This is a genomic window from Variovorax sp. GW458-11-26-14-LB1 (genome assembly GCF_059423965.1).
Map to the genome: position 1 here is coordinate 18,468 of NZ_JBWKYW010000059.1, position 23,330 is coordinate 41,797.

Here is a 23,330-nt window from a genome sequence, read left to right on the forward strand (position 1 = left end):
GACCCGCATCGATGCCCAGAACCCCGATGTCCCCCCAGAACAAGGCCGCCGCAGGCCGCCGCGCCAGCACCGCCAAGACCGGTGACGGCGCCAACGCCAAGCAGCTGCAGCTCGAGGGTTTCACCACCGAGCACCCCACGCACCTGACGACCAACCAGGGCCTGCAGGTTCCCGACAACCACAACTCGCTCAAGGCGGGCGTGCGCGGGCCGACGCTGCTCGAAGACTTCATCCTGCGCGAGAAGATCACGCACTTCGACCACGAGCGCATTCCCGAGCGCGCCGTGCACGCGCGCGGCTCGGCGGCGCACGGCTACTTCCAGGTCTACCAGTCGATGTCGCAGTACACCTGCGCCGATTTCCTGCAGGACCCCGATGCGAAGACGCCCGTGTTCGTGCGCTTTTCGACCGTGGCCGGCTCGCGCGGCTCGGCCGACACCGTGCGCGACGTGCGCGGCTTCGCCGTCAAGTTCTACACGCGCGAGGGCAACTACGACCTCGTGGGCAACAACATCCCCGTGTTCTTCATCCAGGACGCGATGAAGTTCCCCGACCTCATCCACGCCGTCAAGCCCGAGCCGCACCACGAGATGCCGCAGGCCGCGAGCGCGCACGACACCTTCTGGGACTTCGCCTCGCTCATGCCCGAGAGCACCCACATGCTGATGTGGGCCATGAGCGACCGCGCCATTCCGCGCAGCCTGCGCATGATGGAAGGCTTTGGCGTCCACACCTTCCGCTTCGTCAACGCGCGCGGCGAGAGCCACTTCGTGAAGTTCCACTGGAAGCCCAAGCTCGGCGTGCACGGCCTCGTGTGGGACGAGGCGCAGAAGATCGCCGGCAAGGACCCCGACTTCCACCGCCGCGACCTCTGGGAGGCCATCGAGCAGGGCCACTTCCCCGAGTGGGAACTCGGCGTGCAGCTCATCGCGCCCGACAAGGCCGAGTCGCTCGGCTTCGACCTGCTCGACCCCACCAAGCTGATCCCCGAAGAGATGGTGCCCGTGCAGCGCATCGGCAAGCTGGTGCTCAACCGCAACCCCGACAACTTCTTCGCCGAGACCGAGCAGGTGGCCTTCCACCCGGGCCACGTCGTGCCGGGCATCGACTTCAGCAACGACCCGCTGCTGCAGGGGCGCCTGTTCAGCTACACCGACACGCAGATCTCGCGGCTGGGCGGCGCCAACTTCCACGAGCTGCCGATCAACAAGGCCGTGTGCCCGTTCCACAACATGCAGCGCGACGGCATGCACCGCCAGACCATCGCGCGCGGCCAGGTCGCCTACGAGCCCAACACGCTGGGCAGCGGCACCGAGTTCCGCGTGGACGGCGGCAGCCACGGCTTCCAGTCGTTTCCCGAAGAGATCGAGTCGCCGAAGGTGCGGCGCCGCAGCCCCTCGTTCGACGACCACTTCACGCAGGCGCGCCTGTTCTTCAACAGCCAGAGCATGGCCGAGAAGGAACACATCGTCGCGGCCTTCCGCTTCGAACTCTCGAAGCTCGAAGTGCCCGCCATCCGCCAGCGCATGGTGGACAACCTCGCGCACGTGGATGAGAAACTCGCACGCCGCGTGGCCGAGCCGCTGGGCATCGGCGAGCCCGACGCGAAAGCGGCTGCGGGGTACTCGGGCTTTCGCGAGCATCGCATCGAACTGCCCATCGACGAATCGCCCGCGCTGCGCATGAGCGACGGCAGCGCCGACGGCGTGGTGCGCACGCGCAAGGTCGCGATCCTCGTGGCCGACGGCGTCGACTCGGCCTCGCTCAAGCCGATCCGCGACGCGCTCGAACAGGTGGGCGTGCTGTGCAAGGTGGTGGGCCCGAAGCTCGGCACCGTGGCCAGCGCGTCGAAGCGCCAGATCGACGTCGACATGACCTTCACCAACACCGCCTCGGTGCTGTTCGACGCCGTGCTCGTGCCCGCGGGTGCCGAGGGCGCCGCCGCGCTCGCGGCGCAAGGCGATGCCGTGCACTTCGTGCTCGAGGCCTACAAGCACTGCAAGGCGATCTGCGCGGTGGGCGAGGGTGTGCAGTTGCTGGCCACGCTGGGCGTCACGCCCGAGGGCGAGGCACCGGCCGGCGTGGTGGTGGCCGAAACGCCGGTCACGAACCTGGGCGACGCCACGGCGGCGACGCAGATTGCGCACGACTTCATTGCGGCGATTGCGAAGCACCGGCATTGGGACCGACTCAACATCGACAGCGTGCCCGCCTAGCGTGAGCCGGCTCTACGCCATTTGCGCTAGACCGTATTGCGAATAGGCGAGGTGAACACCCGCTCCTAGACTTTCCCACGAGGCCTGAACGGCGCGCACTCCCGCGGCGTCGAGCGTTCGCGGCAGCGAGTGCATGGGTCGAGGGGGTTCAATGGCGTGGTTTTCGAGATGGGGATGTGCGCATCCGGCGCGTCGCCGTGCCGGTCTTGCCGGTGCGGTCGGCCTGGTGGGTGTGCTGCTTCTGGGCCCCGGCGGCCCTTCGGCGCAGGCACAACGTCCGGCGCCACCACCTGCAACTCCCGCCGCGGCGGCGGGCGGCCCGAATGCCGAGGCCGCGGCCGACCGCATGGCGCAGGCGCGGCTGGCCGACACCGACACGCTGCTGGCGCTGACCAGCGAAGGCGCGGTGCTCTACGGCCAGGACGCGGTCAAGCTCTCGGGCTATCAATACTGCAGCCAGGCGGTCGCATTGGCCGAGGCAGGCGAGTTCCGCCAGAGCGTGCGCGCCGCGAGCAAGGCGCTGCACCTGGCCAACGCCACCAGCGACCCGAACCTGCGCGCCGTGGCCAACCGCGACCTGGCGATCGTCTACAGCTACTCGGGTCAGCTCGAGAAGGCCGAGGAGTTCGCGCGCGAAGCGCTGCGCCACACCGCGCGCGACCCCAAGCTGGTGGTCGGCCCGGTGCAGAAGGTGATCGGCGACGTGCGCACGCGGCGCGGCGACTTCGCCGGCGCGGTGCTCAGCTACGACGAGGCACTCGCCAACAGCTCTCCGCGCTATGCGCCGCTGGTGCAGGCCTCGCTGGTCAACGCGCTCATCGAATCGGGTGACGCGGCACGCGCACGCCAGGTGCTCGGCGACATGGCCGAACCGCGCGAAGCGCCGCTGGCCGCGCAGCTCGAACGCACGCGCGCCCGCCTGCTGCTGGCCGAGAACAAGCCGGCCGAGGCACGCGACAAGTACCGTGCGCTCACCACGCGCCAGGTCGGCACCGACACCGCCTACTACCGGCTCTGGGCCTGGGACGGCGTGGCGCGCAGCGAACTCGCGCTGGGCCAGAAGCAGGCTGCGGCCGAGGCCGCGGGCCGCGCGCTGGCCGACGTCGACCAGGTGCGTGCGCGCTTTCGCAGCGAAGAAGTGAAGATGGGCCTGTTCTCCGACCTGCAGTCGGTGTTCGAGCGCGGCGTGGCCGTGTACAGCGAAGCGGGCGACCCGCAGCGCGCCTTCGAGGTGAGCGAGCACAGCCGCTCGCGCGCGCTGCTCGACGCGGTGCGCGGCCGCGCCAAGCTCAGTGAATCGTCGGCCGGCACGGTCGGCGTGGCGGCGCTGCAGCGCACGCTGGCGGCCGACGAGCGCGTGGTGCAGTACCACGCGCTGCCCGACCGCCTGATGGTCTGGGTCGTGGGGCCGGACAGCATTGTCGAAAAACGCATCGCGGTGAAGCGCGACGAGCTCACCGAACTCGTCGAGACCTTCCGCAACTCGATCGTGCGCGGCCGCCGCGCGGCCATCACCAACGCCGACAAGCTCGGTGCCGCGCTGCTCGGCCCGCTGGGCCTGGCGCCGGGGCAGCGCGTGGTGGTGGTGCCGCACGGGCCGCTGCACTACCTGCCGTTCCAGGCGCTGCGCCTGGACGGGCGCTACCTCATTGAGACGCACCCGGTGTCGGTGGCGCCGTCGATCAGCATCGCGGTGCAGCTGGCGCAGCGCACGCCGCGCGTGAACGCGTCGCTCACGGCCTTCGGCAATCCGCGCATCGAGGACAAGTACGACCTGCCGGGCGCCGAGACCGAGGTGAAGCAGCTCGCGCAGCTCTTCCCGCGCAACACGGTGTACATGGGCGCGGCCGCCACCAAGACGCAGTTCCGCGACGTGGCCTCGCGCTCGCCGCTGATGCACGTGGCGGCGCACGCCGAGGCCGACGAGGTCGATCCGCTGTACTCGCGCATCCTGTTGGCCAACGAAGGCGGCAAGCAGAATTTTCTCGAGGCGCACGAGATCCTGGCGCTGCCGATGGACGGCACGGCGCTGGTCACGCTGTCGGCCTGCGAGTCGGGCCTGGGGCGCATCGCGCAGGGCGACGAGGTGCTGGGCTTCACGCGCTCGTTCCTCTCGGCCGGCAGCTCCAGCCTCATCGCCTCGCTGTGGCCGGTGTCGGACGACGCCACCGCCGTGCTCATGGGCACGCTGTATGGCGAGCTCGCCAAGGGCCGCGACATCCAAAAGGCCATGCAGGCCGGACAACTGGCCGTGCTGAAGGACCCCAAGATGTCCCACCCCTTCTTCTGGGCGCCGTTCAACCTGATCGGCAACTGGCGCCTCACGGTGGGGAGCTGACCATGTCTTCGTCACGCTCCCTCTTGCAAAGAAGCACTGCCATGGCCTCTGCGATCCGCCTTCGTCCACGGCCGACGCCGGTCGCTCTCGCAGCCACTGCCCTCGTCGGCGCCACGCTGTGGGTTGCGATGCCCCGCGCCCATGCGCAGGAAGTCACCACGCTGCTCCCCACCAAGGACCCGTGCGGCAGCTGCGACCGCCCCGTCGCGCAGGCCCCCGGCGCCGTCGCACCGCAAACCCTGCCTGCGCCGCCCCGGCCCGCAGCAGGCGCGGGCAGCTTCAAGCTCACCGACCTGCGCCTGAACGGCGTGAAGGCGCTGAGCAACGAAGAGCTGCAGACCATCACCGCGCCGTACATCGGCCGCGACGTCACGCTCGGCGACCTCGAAGGCCTCGCGCAGGCCATCACCACGCGCTACAAGGAGCGCGGCTACTTCCTCGCGCAGGCGGTGGTGCCGGTGCAGACCGTGCGCGACGGCATCGTCGAGATCAGCATCATCGAAGGCCGGCTCGGCAAGGTCGACGTGCTGGTCGCGCCCGAGGCGCCGATCAGCGAGGCGCGCGTGCGCGGCTTCCTGGCGGCGCTGCAGCCGGGCGAGGCGGTGAACGCGCCGGCCTACGAGCGCGCCATGCTGCTGCTGTCGGACCAGCCGGGCCTCAAGGTGTCGTCCAGCCTGCAGGAAGGCGCGCAGGCCGGCACCACCGATCTGTCGGTCGAGGTCGAGGCCGGCGCGCGCTGGGCCTTCTCGGCCGAGGCCGACAACCACGGCACCAAGGAGGCGGGGCGCTACCGTGTGGGCGGCACGGCGCGCTGGCTCAGCCCCTTCGGCATCGGCGACAACCTCGATGCGCGCCTGCTGCTGTCCAACAGCAACGCGCTGCAGTACGGCCGCGTGGCCTACGAGGCGCCGCTGGGCACCAGCGGCCTGCGCGCGGGCATCGGCATCTCGCGCGTGAGCTACGACCTGGGCGGCAAGTTCGTCGACCTCGACGCGCGCGGGCGCGCCGACGTGCTCGACGTGTCGCTCAACTACCCGCTGATCCGCCAACGCCAGCAGAACCTGTTCCTGCGCCTCACGGCCGACGTGAAGGACCTCACCGACGAGCTGCGCGGCGTCGACTTCACGGCGAAGAAGCGCGTGCAGGGCTTCGGCATCGGCTGGGCCTGGGAGCGGCGCGACGAGGTGCTGGGCGGCGGCTACTGGGCCAGTTCGGGCACGCTGTACCACGGCGACCTGTCGATCCGCGACGCGCAGAGCTTCCAGTCCGACCAGCAGTTCGGCGGACGCCACACCGAAGGCGGCTTCACCAAGCTGAGCTTCCAGGTGTCGCGGCTGCAGGCCATCGTGCCGCGCCACTCGCTGTACTTCTCGGTCGGCGGGCAGTGGGCCAGCAAGAACCTCGACGCCTCCGAAAAGCTCGCGCTCGGCGGCGCGCGCGCGGTGCGCGCCTACCCCTCGGGCGAACTGCTGGTGGACCAAGGCCTGATCGGCACCTTCGAATACCGCTGGGCCGCCACCGACGAGATCACACCCTACCTGTTCTACGACGCGGCACGCGGACGCATCGCGCGTCATCCCTCGCCCTTCGACGGCGAGAACTCCCACAGCCTGCGCGGCTACGGCATCGGCCTGAGCTGGTCGCGCCCGGGCAACTTCTCGATCAACGCCACGCTCGCCTGGCGCGCCGGCACACCGCCCGCGCAGACCGACGGCGGCGGGCGCAACCCGCGGCTGTACGTGCAGCTGCAGAAGGCGTTCTGACCATGAAGCCCCGCACCACCTTCCAACCCCGGCATCCGCTGCGTCCGCTGGCGCTTTCGATTGCCTGCATGGGCCTGGCCCCGGCGCTGGCACAAACCATCCTGCCGAGCTTCGGCCCGAACGGCTACACCACGCTGGGCGGCGTGACCGTGGGCAGCACCACGTCGGCCTCCAGCGCGGGCGGACAGGCGCTGGGCATCTCGCAGTCATCGCTGCGCGCGATCATCAACTGGAACAGCTTCTCCATCGGTGCCAAGGACGCGGTCAACATCAGTCAGTCGATGGGCGCGTCCAGCATCCTGCTCAACCGCGTGACGGGCGGCGAGCTCTCGACCATCGCCGGCCAGCTCACGGCCAACGGGCGCGTGTTCCTCATCAACCCGAGCGGCGTGGTGTTCAGCCAGGGCGCGACGGTCAACGTGGGCGGTCTCGTGGCCTCCACGCTGGCACTGAACACCACCGACAACGACTTCCTCACTGCTGCCAGCACCAAGCTCGATTTCCTGCGCGACGACGCCAACGCCAAGGTGGTGAGCAACGCCGGCGTGCTCACCGCCACCGGTGGCCCCGTGGTGCTGATGGGCGCCGAGGTGACCAACACCGGCAGCATCACCGCCAACCGCGGCACCGTCGCACTGGCCTCGGGCCGCAGGATCAGCTTCGACCTGGGCAACGACGGGCTCACCAACCTCGTGGTCGCAGCCGACGCCATGGCCACCAGCGCCAAGGTGGTCAACGCCGCAGGCGCCACCTTGCAGGCCGATGGCGGGCGCGTGATGCTCATCGGCAGTTCCACCACGGCGGGCGAACTGGTGGTGAACCAGTCGGGCACGGTGCGCGCGCGCACGCTGGAGAACGTCAACGGCGAGATCGTGCTTGGCGCCGGCAGCAACAACCGCATCGAGATGAACGGCGGCACGCTCGACGCCACCGGCATGGGCGCGGGGCAGCACGGCGGCACCATCCGCATCGCGGCGGGGCAGGTGCGTATCGAAGGCACCGGCGGTGGCGACCAGCGCGCGGTGATCGACGCCAGCGGCCAGGCCGGCGGCGGCAGCGTGTCGGTGCATGGCTACGACGTGGCGCTGTCGTCCACCTCGGTGCTGCGCGCGGACGCCACCACGGGCGGCGCCGGCGGCACCGTCACCACGGCCAGTGCCCAGGGCCAGGCCCTGGTGGGCGAGGCCGATCCGGCGCCCGAGCGCGAGTCGCGGCTGCAGGCCTACGGCGAGATGACCGCGCGCGGCGCGGGCGCCGGCAAGGGCGGTGCGATCTCGAACGAGGCCGATGCGGTGCGCGTGCAGGCCGTGCGCGTCGATGCGGGCGGTGGCGCGCAAGGCGGCGCCAACGGCAGCTGGCGCGTGAGCGCGAAGCAGTCGGACCTGGGCATCGTCGAGGCCGGCAACGTGCCGGCGTATGACAGCAAACTGCCGGCCTTCACCGGCGGCTCGGTGAGCGCCGGCAGTGTCGGCGACACGCTGGGCCGCGGCACCGACGTGACGCTGGCGAGCGGGCGCACCGGCCTCGGCGCGGGCGTGACCTTCGCGCCCGGCGTGCAGGTCGTCAAGAGCGAAGGCGGCACGGCGCGGCTGCGCGTCGATTCGGCCGGCAGCATCGTGATGAACGAGGGCTCGGCCATCACATCTCAGCAAGGCGCGCTGCACGTCGACTTCAACGCCGACGCGACCGGGCGCGTCGCCACCAACGCGAAGAACATCAACAACAGCAGCGGCAACCCTTCTGCGGAGACCGACTATGCCGGCGCCATCGTGCTGACCGGCGCGACCATCGCGGCCAACGGCGGCGACGTGCGCTTCTTCGGCCAGGGCGATGCGCAGAACGGCCGCGCCATCGGCGGCATCGTCCCGCTCGGCGGCGACACCGGCGACTTCGTGTGGCGCGACGGCGTGACGCTGGCCGGCAGCCAGGTCACCACCAGCGGCGAAGGCCGCATCGCGATGCGCGGCCAGGGCCGCACCTGGATCGACGACCAGAACAACAGCGACTTCATCTTCCGCGGCAGCAACGGCGTGTCGATCACGGGCGGCACGGTCGAAGCGGGCGCCGGCGGCCTGCAGCTCGACGGCCTCGCGGGCTACGGGCGCAGCGGCGTGGCCATCGGCAGCGGTGCGGTGCTGAAGTCGGTGGGCGACATCGGCATCAAGGGCCAGGGCCCGACCTGGACTTCCAACATCGGCGGCGCCGCGGTGGGCGCCAGCACGGCGGTCGTCATCGACGACGCCACCGTCGCGGGCGAGCGCGATGTGCGCATCGAAGGCCAGGGCGCGAACCTCGACGGCCTGCGCACCGACACGGGCTTCGCGGCGGGGAACATGTCGGCCGGCGGCGGCAACGGCGTTGCCATCCGGGGCGCGGTCTCGGCCGGCGCGGGCCGGCGCATCGACGTCATCGGCCACGCGGGCAGCGAAGGCTTCAGCGCCACGCTCGGCAGCCCCGACATCATCATCACGCCGTCCACCACGCCCACCTACGGCGTGGCCGTCACGGCCGACGCCGACCATCCGATGGCGCTGCGCACCGACGGCGGCACCATCGCCATCGACGCCCAGGGCACCGACATCTCGATGCGCATGGTCACCTTCATCTCCGGCGTGGGCACCAGCGTCGGCACGCTGGCCTCGGTGGCCAGCGACAGCGGCAAGGGCGGCAGCATCTCGGTGCAAGGGCGCAACGTGCTGATCGACGGCGCCACGAATTCCGACGGCTCGCCCGCGGTGGCGCGCCTGGACGCCAGCGGCGCGACCGGCGGCGGCAGCATCGACATCGCGGCCACCAACGCCATCGCCGTCGGCGGCAACACGCACCTGGAAGCCAACGCGGGCACGGGCGTGGGCAACGGCGGCAGCATCAAGGTGGTGGCGACCGAGTCGCTGCGCGCGCATGGCCAGCTCTCGGCGCGCGGCGGCGCGGCCGGCGGCGACGGCGGGCGCATCGAGACCTCGGCCGGGCGCTTCGACCTGCGCGGCGCGCGCGTCGACGCGTCGGCACCGGTGGGCGCGGCGGGGCAGTGGTTCATCGACCCCTTCGACCTCACCATCGCCCACGGCACGGCCGCGGGCACGCTGCCGACCAACCCCTACGACGCGGTCGCCAACTCGACCATCCAGGACGGCGACATCAACACCGCGCTCAACGGCGGCACCAGCGTGAAGATCACGACGGGCACCGGCACGGGCGGTGGCGGCGTCATCACGCTCGACGCCGACGTCGACATCAACTACACCGGTTCCAAGGGCCCGCTCACGCTGCAGCTGGACGCCGCCAGCGGCATCCAGACGCGCACGCCGGGCACCACCATCCGCGCGACCGGCGGCGACGACCTGAACGTGGTGATGAACGCGGGCGTCAACCCCGACGGCACGCCCTCGGGCAACAGTGGCTTCATCGACTTCGGGGGCAACATCCTCACGCAGGGCGGCAGCGTGACGATGAACGCGGTGGGCACGGGCACGCCCGGCAGCGGCTTCATTCGTTTGAACGGCGGGCAGGTCGTCACCGACGGCGGCAACGTGTCGCTGCTCAGCGGCCAGCCCGGCGCGCCCACCGGCACCGTGATCCTCACGCAGGACGTGCAGGTCGACACGCGCGTCGGCCAGAGCGACGCGGGCGCGGGCGGCAACGTGCGCATCGAGGGCGGCGACGTGCTGCTGCAGGGCGCGCGCATCGCCACCGCCACCGGCAACGTGGACATCCGCGGCACCTCGACCACGTGGGACAGCGGTGTGGTCATCACCAGCGGCCAGCTCGGCCCGAGCACCATCAGCACCACCAGCGGCAACGTCACGGTGCAGGGCGTGGCGCGGCGCCAGGCTTCGTCGACCTTCGCGGCGGCGCACGGCGTGCTCATCAACGGCGGCAGCTCCATCACCACCGGCAGCGGCAACATCGCGGTGCGCGGCTACAACTTCAACAACGACCCCTCGGCGCCGGGCGTGACCGAAGACAGCGGCGTGCGGCTGGAGAACGGTGCGCAGCTCGTCACCACGGGCGGCGGCAACATCGAGGTCACGGGCCGTTCGCAGAACGGCGGGCGCGGCGTCGTGCTGCAGGCCGGCGGCGCACCGACCGCGCCGGGCGCGCTGCCCGGCATCCGCAGCAGCGGCAACGTGCTGCTGCGCGCGAGCAACGACGGCAGCGGCGATTCGATCGTGATCGAGGCGCCGGTGGTCGCGGCCGGCACCATCGACCTGCGCCCGGGCGGGGTCGATGTCAACATGGTCGCGTCGGACGACACGGCCACGCCCATCGTGCTGGGCGGGCCGACGGTCAACGGCTTCTCGGTGTCGGGCGCGGAGTTCGCGCAGCTGTCGGCGCCGACCATCGTCGCAGGCAGCACCACGCACGCGGGCGCCATCACGGTGGCGGGCGCGCTCACGACTTCCGGTGCGCTCACCTTGCAGAACGAAGGCGGTGGCGGCGGCATCGCGCTCAACGCGCCGGTCTCGGCCGCGACGCTGGGGCTGCTGTCGGCCGGCAACGTGAGCCAGTCGGGCGCGGGCACGATCACGGCGGGCACGCTGCTCGCGCGCTCGCGCAACGGCAGTGTCGATCTGCGCAACCCGGGCAACGACGTGGCCACGGTGGGCGGCGGTGCGGCCGGCGGCTTTGCCTACGTGGACGCGAACGCGGTCACCATTGGGCCGGTGTCGGTCACGGGCTTCGATGCGGCGGGCAACCTGCCGCAGGTGACGTCGGCCGACTCGATGGCCGCGAACACCGTGTTCGTGCGCACGCTGAGCGGCGACCTCACGCTGGGCGCGCCGGTCAGCAGCACCAGCGGCACCGACCTCGTGGCGGCGGCGCGCTTCCAGAACCCGGGCGGTTACGGCATCTCGGGCGCGCTGTGGCGCGTGTGGGCCGACACCTGGGTCGGCGAAACGCGCGGCGGCCTGGCCGGCTCGGGCCCGCTGCCCAACTTCTATCACTGCGCCTACCTGGGCCTGTGCACCGTGACCGTGACGCCGGGCGACAACCACTTCATCTACGCGCAGCAGCCGACGGCGACCATCGTGATCGCCGACGCGTCGCGCACCGTGGGCGCGCCCAACTCCTTCTTCATCTACAGCATCACGGGGCTGATTCTGGGCGACACCGGCGCGGGCTTCAGCGGCTCGATGTTCTCGCCGGCGCTGCCGGGCAGCCCGACGGGCCTGTACCCGATCAACGGCAGCTTCACCTCGGCCGAGGGCTACGCGGTGCGCGTGGTGCCGGGCCAGCTGCGCGTGAGCGGCCTGCCGCTCTTGCCTTCGGTGGACGTGGTGCGCGAGCCGCTGACCTCGTACCTGTACGACCGGAACATCGGCCAGGCGCCGATCTGCCTGGCCACCGGGCCGCTGGACGGCGACCGCGCGCAGCAGGGCGCCGACGTGCTGGCGCGCGAATGGTCGCGCGTGCGCTCGCGGCCCAACCTGCTGAGCTGCGTGAACACCGAGCGGCGCAACGGCTGTTCGGACTTCTGAGACCGAACGCGTGTCAGCGCGGCGCGGGATCGCGGGCCGTGAGCACGAAGAGCTGCGCCATCAGGTCCGCGAGCAGCCGCAGCTGCGGGTCGTCGGTGAGCGGCGCGTGCCGCCACGGCGCGACATGGGCCTCGAGGCCTTCGAGCGGACCGGCGAAGAACAGGCGCCGCAACGCACCGCCGAGCACGTCGTGCGCCGCCGATTCCGCGGGGCTGCCGAGGGTGCTGTCGGCATGGCTGTCGGATGCGGGCGTGGCGAGGAAGGGCGCGAGCACCACGCCTTGCAGGCGGCCGTCGCGCAGGAAGCTGCCCAGCGTCAGGTCGTAGGGTTGCGATGGTCCGTGCGCGAGCGCCTCTTGCAGCAGCGCGGGCAGCACGCGCAGGCCCTTCGGCGTGACGACGTAGGCGACCGCGCCCCAGTTGTAGAGCGTGCGTGCGTCGAGGAAGTCGATGCCCGACAGTGCATGGCGCGGCGCGCCACTGCCTTGTGGCGGCAGGCGCCGTTGCAGGCTGTGCCAGAGCGCGAGCAGGTGCTGCGTCGAGGTCACGGGTTGGCATTCGAGGAACGCGATGTCGCAGCCTTCCGCTTCCAGTTGCGCGAGCGCGCCGCTGCGCAGCACGGTGGGCAGGGCCTCGCTGAGCTGTGCGTCGTCTTCGAGCACCAACAGTGCCGCGTCGGGGTTTGCGCGTGCGAGGGCTTCGGTGTGCGAGAGAAAGCAGGAGCGCTCGCCGGGCGTGATCGCCGTGTTGCCTGGCGCGAGTGCCTGCGCGTCGATGGCGGCCAGGCGGTGCACCTGCGTCAGCCCGAGCCGCTGCAACTGCGCGTCCATCGCGGCGCGGCGCTCGGTGCTTCGCTCGAGGTTGATGTAGCAGCCTTGCATGGGCATCTCCGGTGCGTCATCGCTGAAGGAGCGATGCAGTGAACATCATGGCGTCGGAAGGTCGAGAGGCTGACACGAACCGTCCGTGGCTCAGCGTCGTGCTGCCTTTCTACCGCAAGCTTGCCGAATTCGAACGCGTGCTGCCGATGAATGCAGGGTATTGGGCGCGGCCCGGCATCGAGGTGGTGATCGCACTCGACGAGCCCGGCGAGGAAGCCGGCGTGCTGGCGCTGGTCGAACGCTTTCAGCAGATTCGCTGGAAGGTGCTCGTCAACGACGTCGCACATGCATGGCGCCCGCCGTGCAAGGCCATCAACGCCGGCGTGCGCGGCAGCGCGGGGCGCTTCGTGCTGGTCCATTCGCCCGAGTCCGCCTATGCCGGCGATGCGCCGGCCCTGCTGCTGCACGCCGCAATGGGCCACGCGCGCGGCGTCGCGGTCGGCCGCGTCGGCTTCGCACGCTTCGACGAACTCACCGACGCGGTCGACACCGTCTTCGCACGCCAGGTGCCGCCCGAGCTGCTGCTGCAGAGCTTCTACGGCTCGCTGTGCTGCGCGCGCGAAGCCTTCGATGCCGTGCATGGCTACGACGAATCGTTCGAAGAATGGGGCGGCGACGACGACAACCTGCGCGTGCGCCTGGAGATGGCGGGCTGGCAGTTGCTGGCCTGCCCGGACGCGCACTTGCTGCACCTGTCGGACGAAACGCGCACGGGCGGCGAGCAGTTCGACCGCGACGTCGACTGGATCAAGTGCACGCCGCACGAGGCGCGTGCAGGCGATGCCGGAAGGGGCCGCGATTTCAACCGCATCGCGCGCGACGACAGCGCCAGCGCATGGCCCGCCGAAGCACCGGCCTGGCTGGTCGCCGCACCCGTGGTGCCGATGGGCTCGCGCCGCCAGTGCGAGGTCTGCGCGCGCCTGTTGCACCACGAGCCCAGCGCCTTTCATTGCCCGCGGTGCACGCGCCTGCCGATCGCACCGCGTCTCACCTCGCGGCTGCGCATCGTCTGCGTGCTGCAGCTGCGCAACGAGGCGCGCTGTCTGCCGGGCTGCCTCGACCACCTGCGCGGCCATGTGGACGGCATCGTCGCGCTCGACGACGGTTCGACCGACGGCACCGCCGACATCCTGCGGCGCGAACCGATGCTGCTGGAGCTGCTGTCGAACCCGCCGCGCGACGACGGCGCGCATGTGTGGCGCGAGAACGAGAACAAGCGCCGCCTGCTCGAAGCCGCGCGCCGCCACGGCGCGGGCTGGGTGCTGGTGTGCGATGCCGACGAGCGCTACGAAGACCTGTTCCTGCGCCATCTGCATGCCACCATCGATTCGCTGCCCGACCACCAGCTTGCCAGCCTGTCGCTCGTGTCCTGCGAACTCTGGAACACGCCCGACGCCTGGCGCAGCGATGGCCCGTGGGGCCGCAAGTCGCGCGCGCGGCTGTTCCGGTTGCCGCAGCAGATCTCGTTCGAATCGAGTTCGGAACTGCACGGCCCCTGGCTGCCCGACGACGCGCAGCGCCACGGCCTGATGTTCTACAGCCGCTACCGGCTCTACCACCTCAAAAGCATCCGGCATGCGGACCGCGTGGCGCGGCGCGATCTCTACACGCGGCTCGATCCGGCGCGGCAGTTCCAGGCCATCGGCTACGACTACCTCGCGCAAGAAGGTCCGGGGCTGCAGTTGATGCGCATCGAGTCCGACCGCGACTACGACCGCCGCACCTTGCCGCCCGACCTGCAAGAACCGGCTCAGTCGCCCAACCCCAGCGTCCTCGCGAAGTCGCCGCGGTAGGTGCGCAGGCCCTGGTGCGACAGCCGCGAGCGCGTGTCGACGTGCACGCGCCCGCCGATCGATTGCCAGCGGCGGCAGAAGCCGTAGTCCTCGCTGAGGTAGCGCCCGTTGTTCGGTTCGGCAAACACGTCGAAGAAGCGGTAGTGCGGCCGCGCCGCGGCGACCGGGTCGTCCATGCGGTCGGGTGTGTAGCGCAGCTCGGGCAGTGCCTGCGCCATCTGCTCGAGCACGCGACGCGCGATCAGCATGAAGCCGGTGGGCGCGTCCAGCACTTCGAGGAAACCGTCGGCGTCCACACGCGCGCCCGCGTCGTTCACGTTGACCGGAAACGCCGCATGCAACGCCTCGAAGTCGGCGCGCGTGGTGCCGGCCGGCAGCGGCGCGCGCAGGCCGCCTTCGGGCCAGCCGTCGCTCTTGTGCGGGTACACGCCGGCCACCACGTCGCGCCCCGCGCCCAGCAGCCGCAGCGCGGCCTCGGGCTCGAAGCCGATGTCGGCGTCGATCCAGAACAGGTGCGTCCAGCGCGTGTCGGCCAGGAACTCGGCGGCCAGCCGGTTGCGCGCGCGCGTGACGAGGCTGTCGCCGTCGAGAAAGCGCGTCTGCATCGCGAAGCCGTGGGTCCACGCGAGGTTGACCAGGCCGAGCAGGCTGCGCGCGCACTCGGTGCCGACCGCGCCGCCATGGCAGGGCGTGGCGACGAAGGGGCGGACGTCTTTCAGGTCGACGGCAGTGGGCATGCAGGTTCAGGCGCCGGGCGCGTGGCGTCGCGTGGTGAGCAGTGCGCGCAGCTTGGCCGGCGCCACCGGTTTGGTCAACAGCGTCACGCCGCCGTGGCGCAGCCGCTGCAGCACCTCGGGCCCGGTGGCGCCCGACACCAGCACGGCGAGCGCGCCGGGCTGCAGGCGGCGGGCGGCGTCGATCACTTCCACGCCGTCGGCGTCGCCGGCCAGCTGCAGGTCGCACAGCACGGCGTCGTAGACGATGTCGCCGGTGCCCAGCCGCGCCAGCGCCTCGGCGCCGGTGGTGACGCATTCGACCTCGCAGCCCCACTGCGTGAGCAGCGCGTGCGTGCCGTCGAGGATGGCGGGGTCGTCGTCCACCACGAGGCAGCGCAGGCCCGCCAGCGGCGCGGGTGCGACCGGGGCGGGCTCGGGCGGCGCGACGTCGGCCTTGCGCGCGGGCGGCAGCGTGAACGCGAAGGTGCTGCCGGCCTGCAGCGCCGAGCGCACGGTGATGCGGGTGCCCAGCAGGGTGGCGATGCGCGCGCAGATCGCCAGCCCCAGGCCGAAGCCGCGGCGGCGGTCGCGCTCGGTGTTGGCCACCTGGTAGAACTCTTCGAAGATGCGGCCCTGGTGGATGGGCGCGATGCCCACGCCGTTGTCGCGCACCTCGATGCGCACGCCGGCCCGGCTGCGCCGCGCGGCCACCAGCACGGTGCCGCCCTCGGGCGCGTGGCGCAGCGCGTTGGCCACCAGGTTGCCGACGATGCGCTGCACCATGGCCGCGTCGCTGCGCACCGCCAGGCCGCGGTCGCGCCAGTGCAGCCGCACCTGCGCCGCGCTGGCGGCGGGCGCGTGCTGCGCGTCGAGCTGGTCGAACAGCGCGGCCAGCGAGACGCGCGTGATGGCGGGCGTGAGCACCTGCGCATCGAGCCGCGAAATTTCCAGCAGGTCGTCCAGCAGCACGCCCATGAAGCCGGTGCTCTCCTGCAGCCGCAGCACGGCCGGGCGCTGCGCCTCGGTGGCGCTGGGCAGCAGGCCGTCGATGAAGAGGCCCATGGCATGCAGCGGCTGGCGCAGGTCGTGGCTTGCCGCGGCAAGGAAGCGCGCGCGCGACAGGGCGGCCTGCTCGGCCTCGGCCATGCGCTGCAGCGCGACGGCGGTGGCCTCGCGCACGCGCTCCTCGCTCACCTGGCGGTTGTATTGCAGGCGTTCGGCGAGGCGGTCGATGTCGTGCGCGAGCACGGCCAGCTCGTGCGTGCCGCGCGTGCCGCCTTCGACCACGTCGCAGCGCACCTCGAAGTGGCCGGCCTCCAGCGCCGCCACGGTGCGCGACACGCGCCGCAGCGGCCGCGCCACCGTGCGCGCCATGTGACGCACCGAAGCCCACGCCGCGAGCAGCGCGACCAGCGCGATGCCGATGCCGGCGATGAGCGAGCGGCTGCGTTCGTGCGTGTAGGCGGTGGTGTCGCGGAAGGTCTGCACCAGCCCGATGGGCGTGTCGCCCGCCGTGGTGGAGCCGGCCGGCGCGAAGGCGCTGGCGCGCGAGGCCTCGCGCAAGGTGACCGGCGCGCTGAACATGCGCAGCTGCGCGAGCGATTCGTTCTTCGGCCCGGCGGTGACGTACACGCCGGCGCTGTTGCTGATCTCCACCCGCGTCACCTGACCGCCGCGCAACGCCGCCGAGGCCACGTTCTGCAGCGCCGGCAGGTCGCCCGCGTACAGGCTCAGGTCGGACATCGCCGCCACCTGCTTGGCGACCGCCTGGCCTTCGGCGTCGAAGGCGGCTTCGAGCGTCTGCAGCCGGTTGTGCGTGAACCAGCCGGTGAGCGCCAGCGCCACCGCGGCGCAGGGCACGACGCCCAGGCGGAACAGGTCGCGCTGCAGGTTGCCGCGCACGACGAGCGAGGCGGCGACCGGAGCTGGGGGCGGTGGTGGCGATTCGGTCGCCGTGGCCGCTCCCGCCGCTGTCGGGCGGGACAGCGGGCCTGGGGGGACCGGCGTGGTGCTCATCGCGGGGCTGCGAGTCGTTCGGTGAGCTCCCGTTCCTCCGGCGGACGCAGGCCGAGCCCGCGTGCCACGGTCGCGTTGATCCGCACGGTGGCCGGCGTGGCCGCTTCCACCAGCGGGCTGTTGTTGCCGGTGCTGCCTGCGCTGGCCACTTTCTGTCCGAGCTGGCGCGCCTGTTGCGCGAGCTGGCCGGGCGTGGAGACCGCCGCCGCCAGGCCGCCCGAGCGCACCAGCCCCTCGCTGGCGCCGAACACCGGCAGGCCCGCGCCGGCGCCGGCATGCAGCACCGAGAGCGTGGCGGCCTGGCTGTCGCCGATGAGGTCGGGCAGCACCATGAGGGCGTCGCTGCGCGGCACGAGGGCGCGCAGCGCGGCGGCGAGCGAGCGCGCGTCGGGCGCGATCTCGACCTGCAGGTCCCAGGCCGGGTTGGCGTTCTGCGCGGCGCGCTGCAGTTCGCGCACCAGCGGTTCGGATTCGGGCGTGGCGATGACGCCCAGGCGGCGCTTCTGCGGCAGCACGGCGTTCACCAGCGCGAGCTGGTCGGCCATCGCCGGGTCGCGCAGCAGCACGCCCACGCGCCGGTCGCTGCGCCGCAGGGCAGCGGGGCTGGCGGCCTTGAGGGTCTCGTAGTCGAGGCGGCTCAGCATGGCCAGCACCAACGGCTCGGCGCCGGGACGCTCGAGGGCGGCGCGCGCGGCGGCGGTGCCCACCGCCACGGTGAGGCCCGCGTCGCTCGCGGTGCGCAGGCTGCGCGTGCGCACGCCGGTGTTGGCGGCGGGCTCGGTGTCGGTGCTGGCCGGCTCCGCGGCCGTGGCGCCCGGTCCGATGCGCACGAGTTCGAACTTGCCGGAGGCCGGCTGGCCGGTGCGCAACTGCTGCACGAACTCGGCCGACGCGGCCTGGTCGTCGCCGACGAGCACCGTCAGCGTGGCCGCCGATGCCATGCGCGGCGCGGCGGCCAGGCACAGCACGAGGCCGAAGGCCAGCAGCGCGTGGACAGCACGGTGCACTCTTCCGGAGAAAAGCGGAATGGGGAGGGTCACAGCGACGGACATGGACTGCTTTGTGCAGCGAGAGGCAATGGTCCAATGTAAGGACGCGCCCTGTTTCCCGCGATAAGGCGGAGGGCTTATGCCCGCATGCGCGAGGGCCTGCGCGTGTGAGGAAGATCACACCGCGGCGGCTGCTTGGTCTATGTCCGACGGACTACCCGGCGCCTACCGGGAAGGTACCGTGTCAGAGGCCCGCGGCCACCATCAGCGCGGCCGCGCGCTGCGCCTGGATCGCCTGGCGCAGCACGCGCGGCGACACCGGCTTGTAGAGCACGGCGATGCCGGCGGCGGCCACTTCGCGCAGCCGGTCGGGCTTGGTCTCTCCGGTGACCAGCAGGCGCGCGGTGCCGGCGCCGATGCCGTTGGGGTGGCGCTCGAGCGCGGCGATCACATCGAGGCCGTTGTCGCCGCCCTGCAGCAGCAGGTCGCTCACCACCACGTCGGGCGGCGTGTCCCAGCCGTCGGCCAGCGCCAGCGCCTCGGCGCGCGTCTGCGCGGCCAGCACGGTGGCGCCCCAGTTGGACAGCACCACGCTCAGGCCTTCGAGGATCGTGCGCTCGTCGTCGATGACGAGGATGCGCAGGTCCGCCAGGCTGTCGCCGTTGCTCTCGTCGTCGGCGCTGGCCGCCGCGGGTGCCGGTGCCACCGGTGCCGGCAGCGCGGCGGGCGCCGCGCGCACCTGCACGCGCACGCAGGTGCCCTTGTTCAGGCGCGAGCTGAGCTCGACGCGCGTGTTCAGCAGCTCGGCCAGCCGCTGCACCGTGGCCAGCCCCAGGCCCATGCCGCGCGCGCCGCCGGGCGCGTTGCTGCGGCTGGCCGGCTCGACCTGGTAGAACTCCTCGAACACCCGCGCCTGGTGGTGCGCGGCAATGCCCACGCCGGTGTCGACCACGTCGATGCGCACGCCCTTGCCGCGCGCGCGCGCGCCGATCAGCACGCCGCCCTCGACCGTGTGGCGCAGCGAGTTCGACACCAGGTTGTTGAGGATGCGCGAGAGCATCACGTAGTCGCAGCGCACCCACAGCTCGGTCTTGCGCACCACCAGCCGCAGGCCCTGCTGCTCGGCCACGGGGCGGAAGTTGCGGCTGATTTCGTCGAACAGACGGTCCAGCGGAAAGTCGGCCCACTGCGGCTGCAGCACGCCGGCGTCGAGTTGCGACAGGTTCAGCAGCTCCGAGAACAGCCGGTCGAGCGAATCCACACATTCGCGGATGTGGCCGATGCGCTGCAGCTTCACCGGGTCGGTCTCGCCGTTGGCCAGTCCGTCGGAGAACAACGTGAGGGCATGCAGCGGCTGGCGCAGGTCGTGGCTGGCGGCGGCCAGCAGCCGCGTCTTGGCCTGGCTGGCCACCTCGAGCAGCTGGTTCTTTCGCGCCAGCTCGGCCGTGGCCTCGTTGATGCGGCTTTGCAGCAGCCGGTGGCTTTCGGCGAGCGCGCGCGCCGCCTGGTTGAAGCCGTGCTGCAGGTGGCGCACCTCCGAGGTGCCTTCGATCGCCACGCTGGCGGCCTCGCCCGCGCCGAGCCGGTCGACCGCCTCGCCCAGCGCGCGGATCGGCTCGCTGATGCGGCGCGCCGCCCACCAGCCGGCCAGCCCCACGCCCAGCAGGCTCATGGCCAGCACCAGCGCCACGTTGAGCCAGACCGAGCGGCGCGCGCTCTGCACCGCGTCCAGCCCGATCTCGACCATCACCTTGCCGTTGTGGCGGCCGTCGTCGCTGACGATCGGCACCACCACCTGCAGGCCCTCGCCGCGGCGGCGGTCGACGGTCTCGGAGTTGGCGACGATCTCGCCGTCTTCCGTCCAGATCTGCACCTGCTGCACGTGCGGCTGATAGGTGCCGGTCTGCGCGGTGCGCGCCAGCGCGCGCCGGTCCATGCGCGCCAGCGGCGCCTGCGCCACCGTGGCCACCTGCAGCGCCACCGTCTGCGCGTTGGCGCGCATCAGCTCGGTGAGGTTGCCCAGGTGCTGGCGCGTGAGCACCGCGATGGCCACCAGCGTGGCCGCCGTCGCCGGCACCAGCGCCAGCAGGATCAGCTGCTGGGCGAAGGTGAGGCGGGCCAGCCCGCGCAGGAGGCGGAAGTTCCAGTTCATGAAGGCCTTGAACGCATGGGGCGCGAGCTTAGGGCCACGGCCCCGAACAGGGAAGACCGGAAAAACATCACGAGAAAGACTCGCATTTGGGATGTAATGGCGTCCGCGTCGCCCATGTTAGACCCCGCCGGCTCGCCGCGGGCCCCGTGTCTTCCGCTCCTTCCATGCACGCCTTCTTGCGTCGTTTCGGCAGTTTCCCCGGCACCGGCCGCCGTGCGGCCCTGGCGCTGGCCATGGGGCTCCTGCTGCTGCCGCTGTCGGCGGCGGCGCAGGCTGCGGCGCCCGCCGCGGACGCGCCGGTGCGCTTCGGCATCCTGCCGCTGGGCGGAGCCTTCGAGTCGCGCAGCGACTGGGACCCGCTGCTGGCCGAACTCAGCCGCGCCATCCAGCGGCCGGTGAGCGTGCTCTCCGTCAATTCGTACGAAGCGCTGGAGCAGGCCATCCAGCGCGGCGAAGTCGACATGGCGTTCCTGTCGGGAAAGATGGCGCTCGACGCCGTGAGCCAGAAGCGCATGAAGGTCGTGGCCCAGGTCGTGCGGCACGACGGCCTGCCCGGCTACCGCGGGCTGCTGCTCACGCGCAAGGCGCCGCCCTTCAACACGCTGAAAAACCTCGTCGACCAGCCCGAGCGCTGGCGACTGGCGCGCGGCGAGCGGCAGTCGGTGTCGGGCTTCATCGTGCCGCAGCTGCAGTTTTTTTTACCGAACCACATCGTCATGGAGACGCGCTTCCTGAGCGAGGTGGTCGGCACGCACCAGGCCAATGCGCTGGCCGTGGCCAACAACGAGGCCGACGTGGCCACCAACAACTCGGCCGATTTCGAGCGCTTCAAGCTGCGCTTTCCGGCCGAGGCGCAGCGGCTGCAGGTGCTGTGGGAGTCGGAGCTGATCCCGCACGCGCAGATCGTCGTGCGCCGCGAGTACCCGCCCGAGCTGCGCCTGCGCGTGCAGGCCTTCCTGGTCGCGTATGGCCGCGGCAAGGGAGCGCGCGGCGACGCCGAACGCGTGGTGCTCAAGTCGCTGCACGACCTGGCCGGCTTCGTGGCCGCCGACAACAGCTCGCTGCTGCCCGCCGCCAAGCTGGCCTACCAGCTCGCCATGCAGAACGCGAAGACCGCACAGTGGGTCAACGACGCGGCGCGCCAGGCACGGCTGCAGCGCCTGGAGAGCGGCTACGCCGAGCAGCTCGCCGTGTTGAAGGACGTGAGCCCTTGAACCGCCGGACCCTGCTTGCGCTGGCCCTGTCGTCGTCGCTGATGGCGCCATGGCCGGCGGGCGCGCAGCCTGCGCCAGCGTCCTCCGCCAAAGGCCCGCTGGTGATCAAGGAAGTGCGCTTCGGCGTGCTGCCGCTGGGCGGCACCGTCGAGTCGCGTGCCTTGTGGACGCCGCTCATGGCCGACATGAGCCGTGCGCTGGGCCTTCCCGTCAGCGCGTACTCGGTGCCGTCGTACGAAGAGCTCGACCGTGCCATCGGCCGCGACGAGATCGACATGGCCTTTCTCTCGGCCAAGATGGCGCTCGACGCCGTCATGCAGCGGCGCATGAAGGTGGTGGCGCAGATCGCGCGGCGCGACGGCATGCCCGAGCACCGCGCCGTGCTGCTGGCGCGCAAGACCGGGCCGCTCAACACGCTCGAGGGCCTGCTGGCCCAGCCCGAACGCTGGCGGCTCGCGCGCGGCGACAGCCGCTCGGTCACCGGCTTCATCGTGCCGCAGAGCCAGCTCTTCTTGCCGAACCAGATCGAGATGGAAACCCGCTTTCGCAGCGAGTTCGTCGGCACCCACCAGGCCACCGCGCTGGCCGTGGCCAACGGCGATGCCGACGTGGCCACCAACAACACCACCGACTTCGAGCGCTTCCGCCAGCAGTTCCCGGTCGAGGCCGCGCGGCTGCAGGTGATCTGGGAGTCCGAGCCACCGCCCGGCGCACCGATGGTGGTGCGCCGCGACTACCCGCCCGAGTTCCAGGCGAGGCTGCAGGCCTTCCTCGTCGGCTACGGCAAGGGCAAGGGCCCGCGCGCCGACGCCGAGCGCGAGGTGCTGAAGAACCTGCGCGCGGCGTACGGCTACGTCGCGGCGGACGACAGCGCGCTGCTGCCGGAGGCCAAGCTGGAATACCAGCTGGGGCGCCAGCGCGCGTTGTCGGCGGCGTGGGTCAACGATGCGGCACGGGAGCAGCGGCTGCAGCGGATCGAGAAGGCGTATGCGGCGCAGGTGGAGGCGCTGAAGGCGTCGAGCGCTTCCCGCTGAGGCACGGCCCGCGCAGGCTGCGCCCATGACAAATCACGCGCTTTGCGCGGGTATCTGAAGACACGCCGCGGCGGGCGACCATTGTTGTCAATGCAAACGCGTGGTGGCTTCCACACTGCGCGACCTCTTTCCGGGTGAAGGCTGTTGTCGTCGAAGGCGTTCTTGCGAACGGCTTTGTGCGGTGTGCGTTGCGCGTCGGAGAGAGGACGGGGCGAGAGCCCGCATCCGACAACAACGATCTCTATCGGGAAGGCAGTCACGCAATGAAGACCTACAAGATATTCAGGGACCCCCTCGGCAGTGTGCAGGCCATCAAGGACGGCTGGAGCTGGCCGGGGTTTTTCTTCGGGGCGTTTTGGGCCCTTTTCCATCGCATGTGGTGGGTGGGGCTGGGCCTTATGGGCTTGGCGATGCTCATCATCCTCGGAGAAGACACCATAGGAACGGCAGCCACGGACGGGTTGCTCAACGTGCTTTCTGTCATCGTGTCAGTGGGGTTCGGTATGGGTGGGAACGCCTTGCGCGTGGGACAACAGATTCGCAGGGGCTATGAGGAGATCGCGGTGGTGCAAGCCGCCAATGTGGAGATGGCGCTGATTCAGGGGCATGCGGCAGCGGCAGCGAAGCCCGGGGCGCTCTGAGAAAAATCCCACGCATGGCGCAAGGTGTGCGTGGAGTTTGACGATTGTTATCAGTGTGATCGCGAGGCGACTCGCAAACTGCGCGACCTGTTTTCCTC

13 protein-coding genes are annotated in these 23,330 nt (G+C 71.3%); 8 read left to right on the plus strand and 5 right to left on the minus strand.

Annotation, left to right across the window (positions count from 1 at the left end):
- Positions 1 to 26: 26 nt before the first annotated feature.
- The 4 genes from AC07YS_RS27680 to AC07YS_RS27695 all read left to right on the plus strand — a co-directional run bounded on the left by AC07YS_RS27680 (position 27) and on the right by AC07YS_RS27695 (position 11,797).
- On the plus strand, positions 27 to 2,216 hold the full coding sequence (locus AC07YS_RS27680; protein WP_159278722.1) for a catalase: 2,190 nt from the start codon (positions 27 to 29) through the stop codon (positions 2,214 to 2,216).
- A gap of 226 nt (positions 2,217 to 2,442) precedes the next feature.
- Entirely contained in the window at positions 2,443 to 4,554 is a 2,112-nt protein-coding gene (locus AC07YS_RS27685; protein WP_495269578.1) for a CHAT domain-containing protein, read from the plus strand.
- A gap of 41 nt (positions 4,555 to 4,595) precedes the next feature.
- Positions 4,596 to 6,317, plus strand: coding sequence for a ShlB/FhaC/HecB family hemolysin secretion/activation protein (locus tag AC07YS_RS27690; protein ID WP_495269579.1), 1,722 nt, complete (start codon positions 4,596 to 4,598; stop codon positions 6,315 to 6,317).
- Positions 6,318 to 6,319: 2 nt separating this feature from the next.
- A complete protein-coding gene (locus AC07YS_RS27695) occupies positions 6,320 to 11,797 on the plus strand; it encodes a beta strand repeat-containing protein (RefSeq protein ID WP_495269580.1) in 5,478 nt (1,825 codons plus the stop codon).
- A gap of 13 nt (positions 11,798 to 11,810) precedes the next feature.
- Here AC07YS_RS27695 and AC07YS_RS27700 read toward each other — a convergent pair whose 3' ends face one another.
- Positions 11,811 to 12,677 carry a glycosyltransferase family 25 protein gene (locus AC07YS_RS27700; protein WP_495269581.1) on the minus strand — a complete coding sequence of 289 codons (867 nt, stop codon included), beginning with the start codon at positions 12,675 to 12,677 and terminating at the stop codon, positions 11,811 to 11,813.
- A 47-nt stretch (positions 12,678 to 12,724) separates the two neighbouring features.
- On the opposite strand from AC07YS_RS27700, the gene AC07YS_RS27705 reads away from it, so the two are divergent.
- Positions 12,725 to 14,470, plus strand: a complete 1,746-nt coding sequence (locus tag AC07YS_RS27705; RefSeq protein WP_495269588.1) for a glycosyltransferase family 2 protein — start codon at positions 12,725 to 12,727, stop codon at positions 14,468 to 14,470.
- Here AC07YS_RS27705 and AC07YS_RS27710 read toward each other — a convergent pair.
- The 4 genes from AC07YS_RS27710 to AC07YS_RS27725 form a co-directional block, all read right to left on the minus strand.
- Positions 14,428 to 15,207 (minus strand): hypothetical protein, encoded by a 780-nt coding sequence (locus AC07YS_RS27710; RefSeq protein WP_307587690.1) that lies wholly within the window; start codon positions 15,205 to 15,207, stop codon positions 14,428 to 14,430. The two genes, AC07YS_RS27705 and AC07YS_RS27710, sit on opposite strands and share 43 nt — an antisense overlap.
- A gap of 6 nt (positions 15,208 to 15,213) precedes the next feature.
- On the minus strand, positions 15,214 to 17,202 hold the full coding sequence (locus tag AC07YS_RS27715) for a hybrid sensor histidine kinase/response regulator (protein ID WP_495269582.1): 1,989 nt from the start codon (positions 17,200 to 17,202) through the stop codon (positions 15,214 to 15,216).
- Positions 17,199 to 18,209: an ABC transporter substrate binding protein gene (locus AC07YS_RS27720; protein ID WP_495269583.1), complete on the minus strand. Its 1,011-nt coding sequence runs from the start codon at positions 18,207 to 18,209 to the stop codon at positions 17,199 to 17,201. The genes AC07YS_RS27715 and AC07YS_RS27720 overlap by 4 nt, the downstream gene beginning before the upstream one ends.
- Before the next feature lie 226 nt (positions 18,210 to 18,435).
- Positions 18,436 to 20,343, minus strand: coding sequence for an ATP-binding response regulator (locus tag AC07YS_RS27725; protein ID WP_495269584.1), 1,908 nt, complete (start codon positions 20,341 to 20,343; stop codon positions 18,436 to 18,438).
- 164 nt (positions 20,344 to 20,507) lie between these two features.
- On the opposite strand from AC07YS_RS27725, the gene phnD (AC07YS_RS27730) reads away from it, so the two are divergent.
- The 3 genes from phnD (AC07YS_RS27730) to AC07YS_RS27740 all read left to right on the plus strand — a co-directional run bounded on the left by phnD (AC07YS_RS27730) (position 20,508) and on the right by AC07YS_RS27740 (position 23,232).
- Complete coding sequence (gene phnD / locus AC07YS_RS27730) at positions 20,508 to 21,557, plus strand: phosphate/phosphite/phosphonate ABC transporter substrate-binding protein (protein ID WP_495269585.1); 1,050 nt, start codon at positions 20,508 to 20,510, stop codon at positions 21,555 to 21,557.
- Positions 21,554 to 22,591: a phosphate/phosphite/phosphonate ABC transporter substrate-binding protein gene (phnD, locus tag AC07YS_RS27735; protein ID WP_495269586.1), complete on the plus strand. Its 1,038-nt coding sequence runs from the start codon at positions 21,554 to 21,556 to the stop codon at positions 22,589 to 22,591. Before phnD (AC07YS_RS27730) ends, phnD (AC07YS_RS27735) begins: the two co-directional genes overlap by 4 nt.
- A gap of 263 nt (positions 22,592 to 22,854) precedes the next feature.
- On the plus strand, positions 22,855 to 23,232 hold the full coding sequence (locus AC07YS_RS27740; protein WP_495269587.1) for a DUF2628 domain-containing protein: 378 nt from the start codon (positions 22,855 to 22,857) through the stop codon (positions 23,230 to 23,232).
- The last annotated feature ends 98 nt before the right edge of the window (positions 23,233 to 23,330 follow it).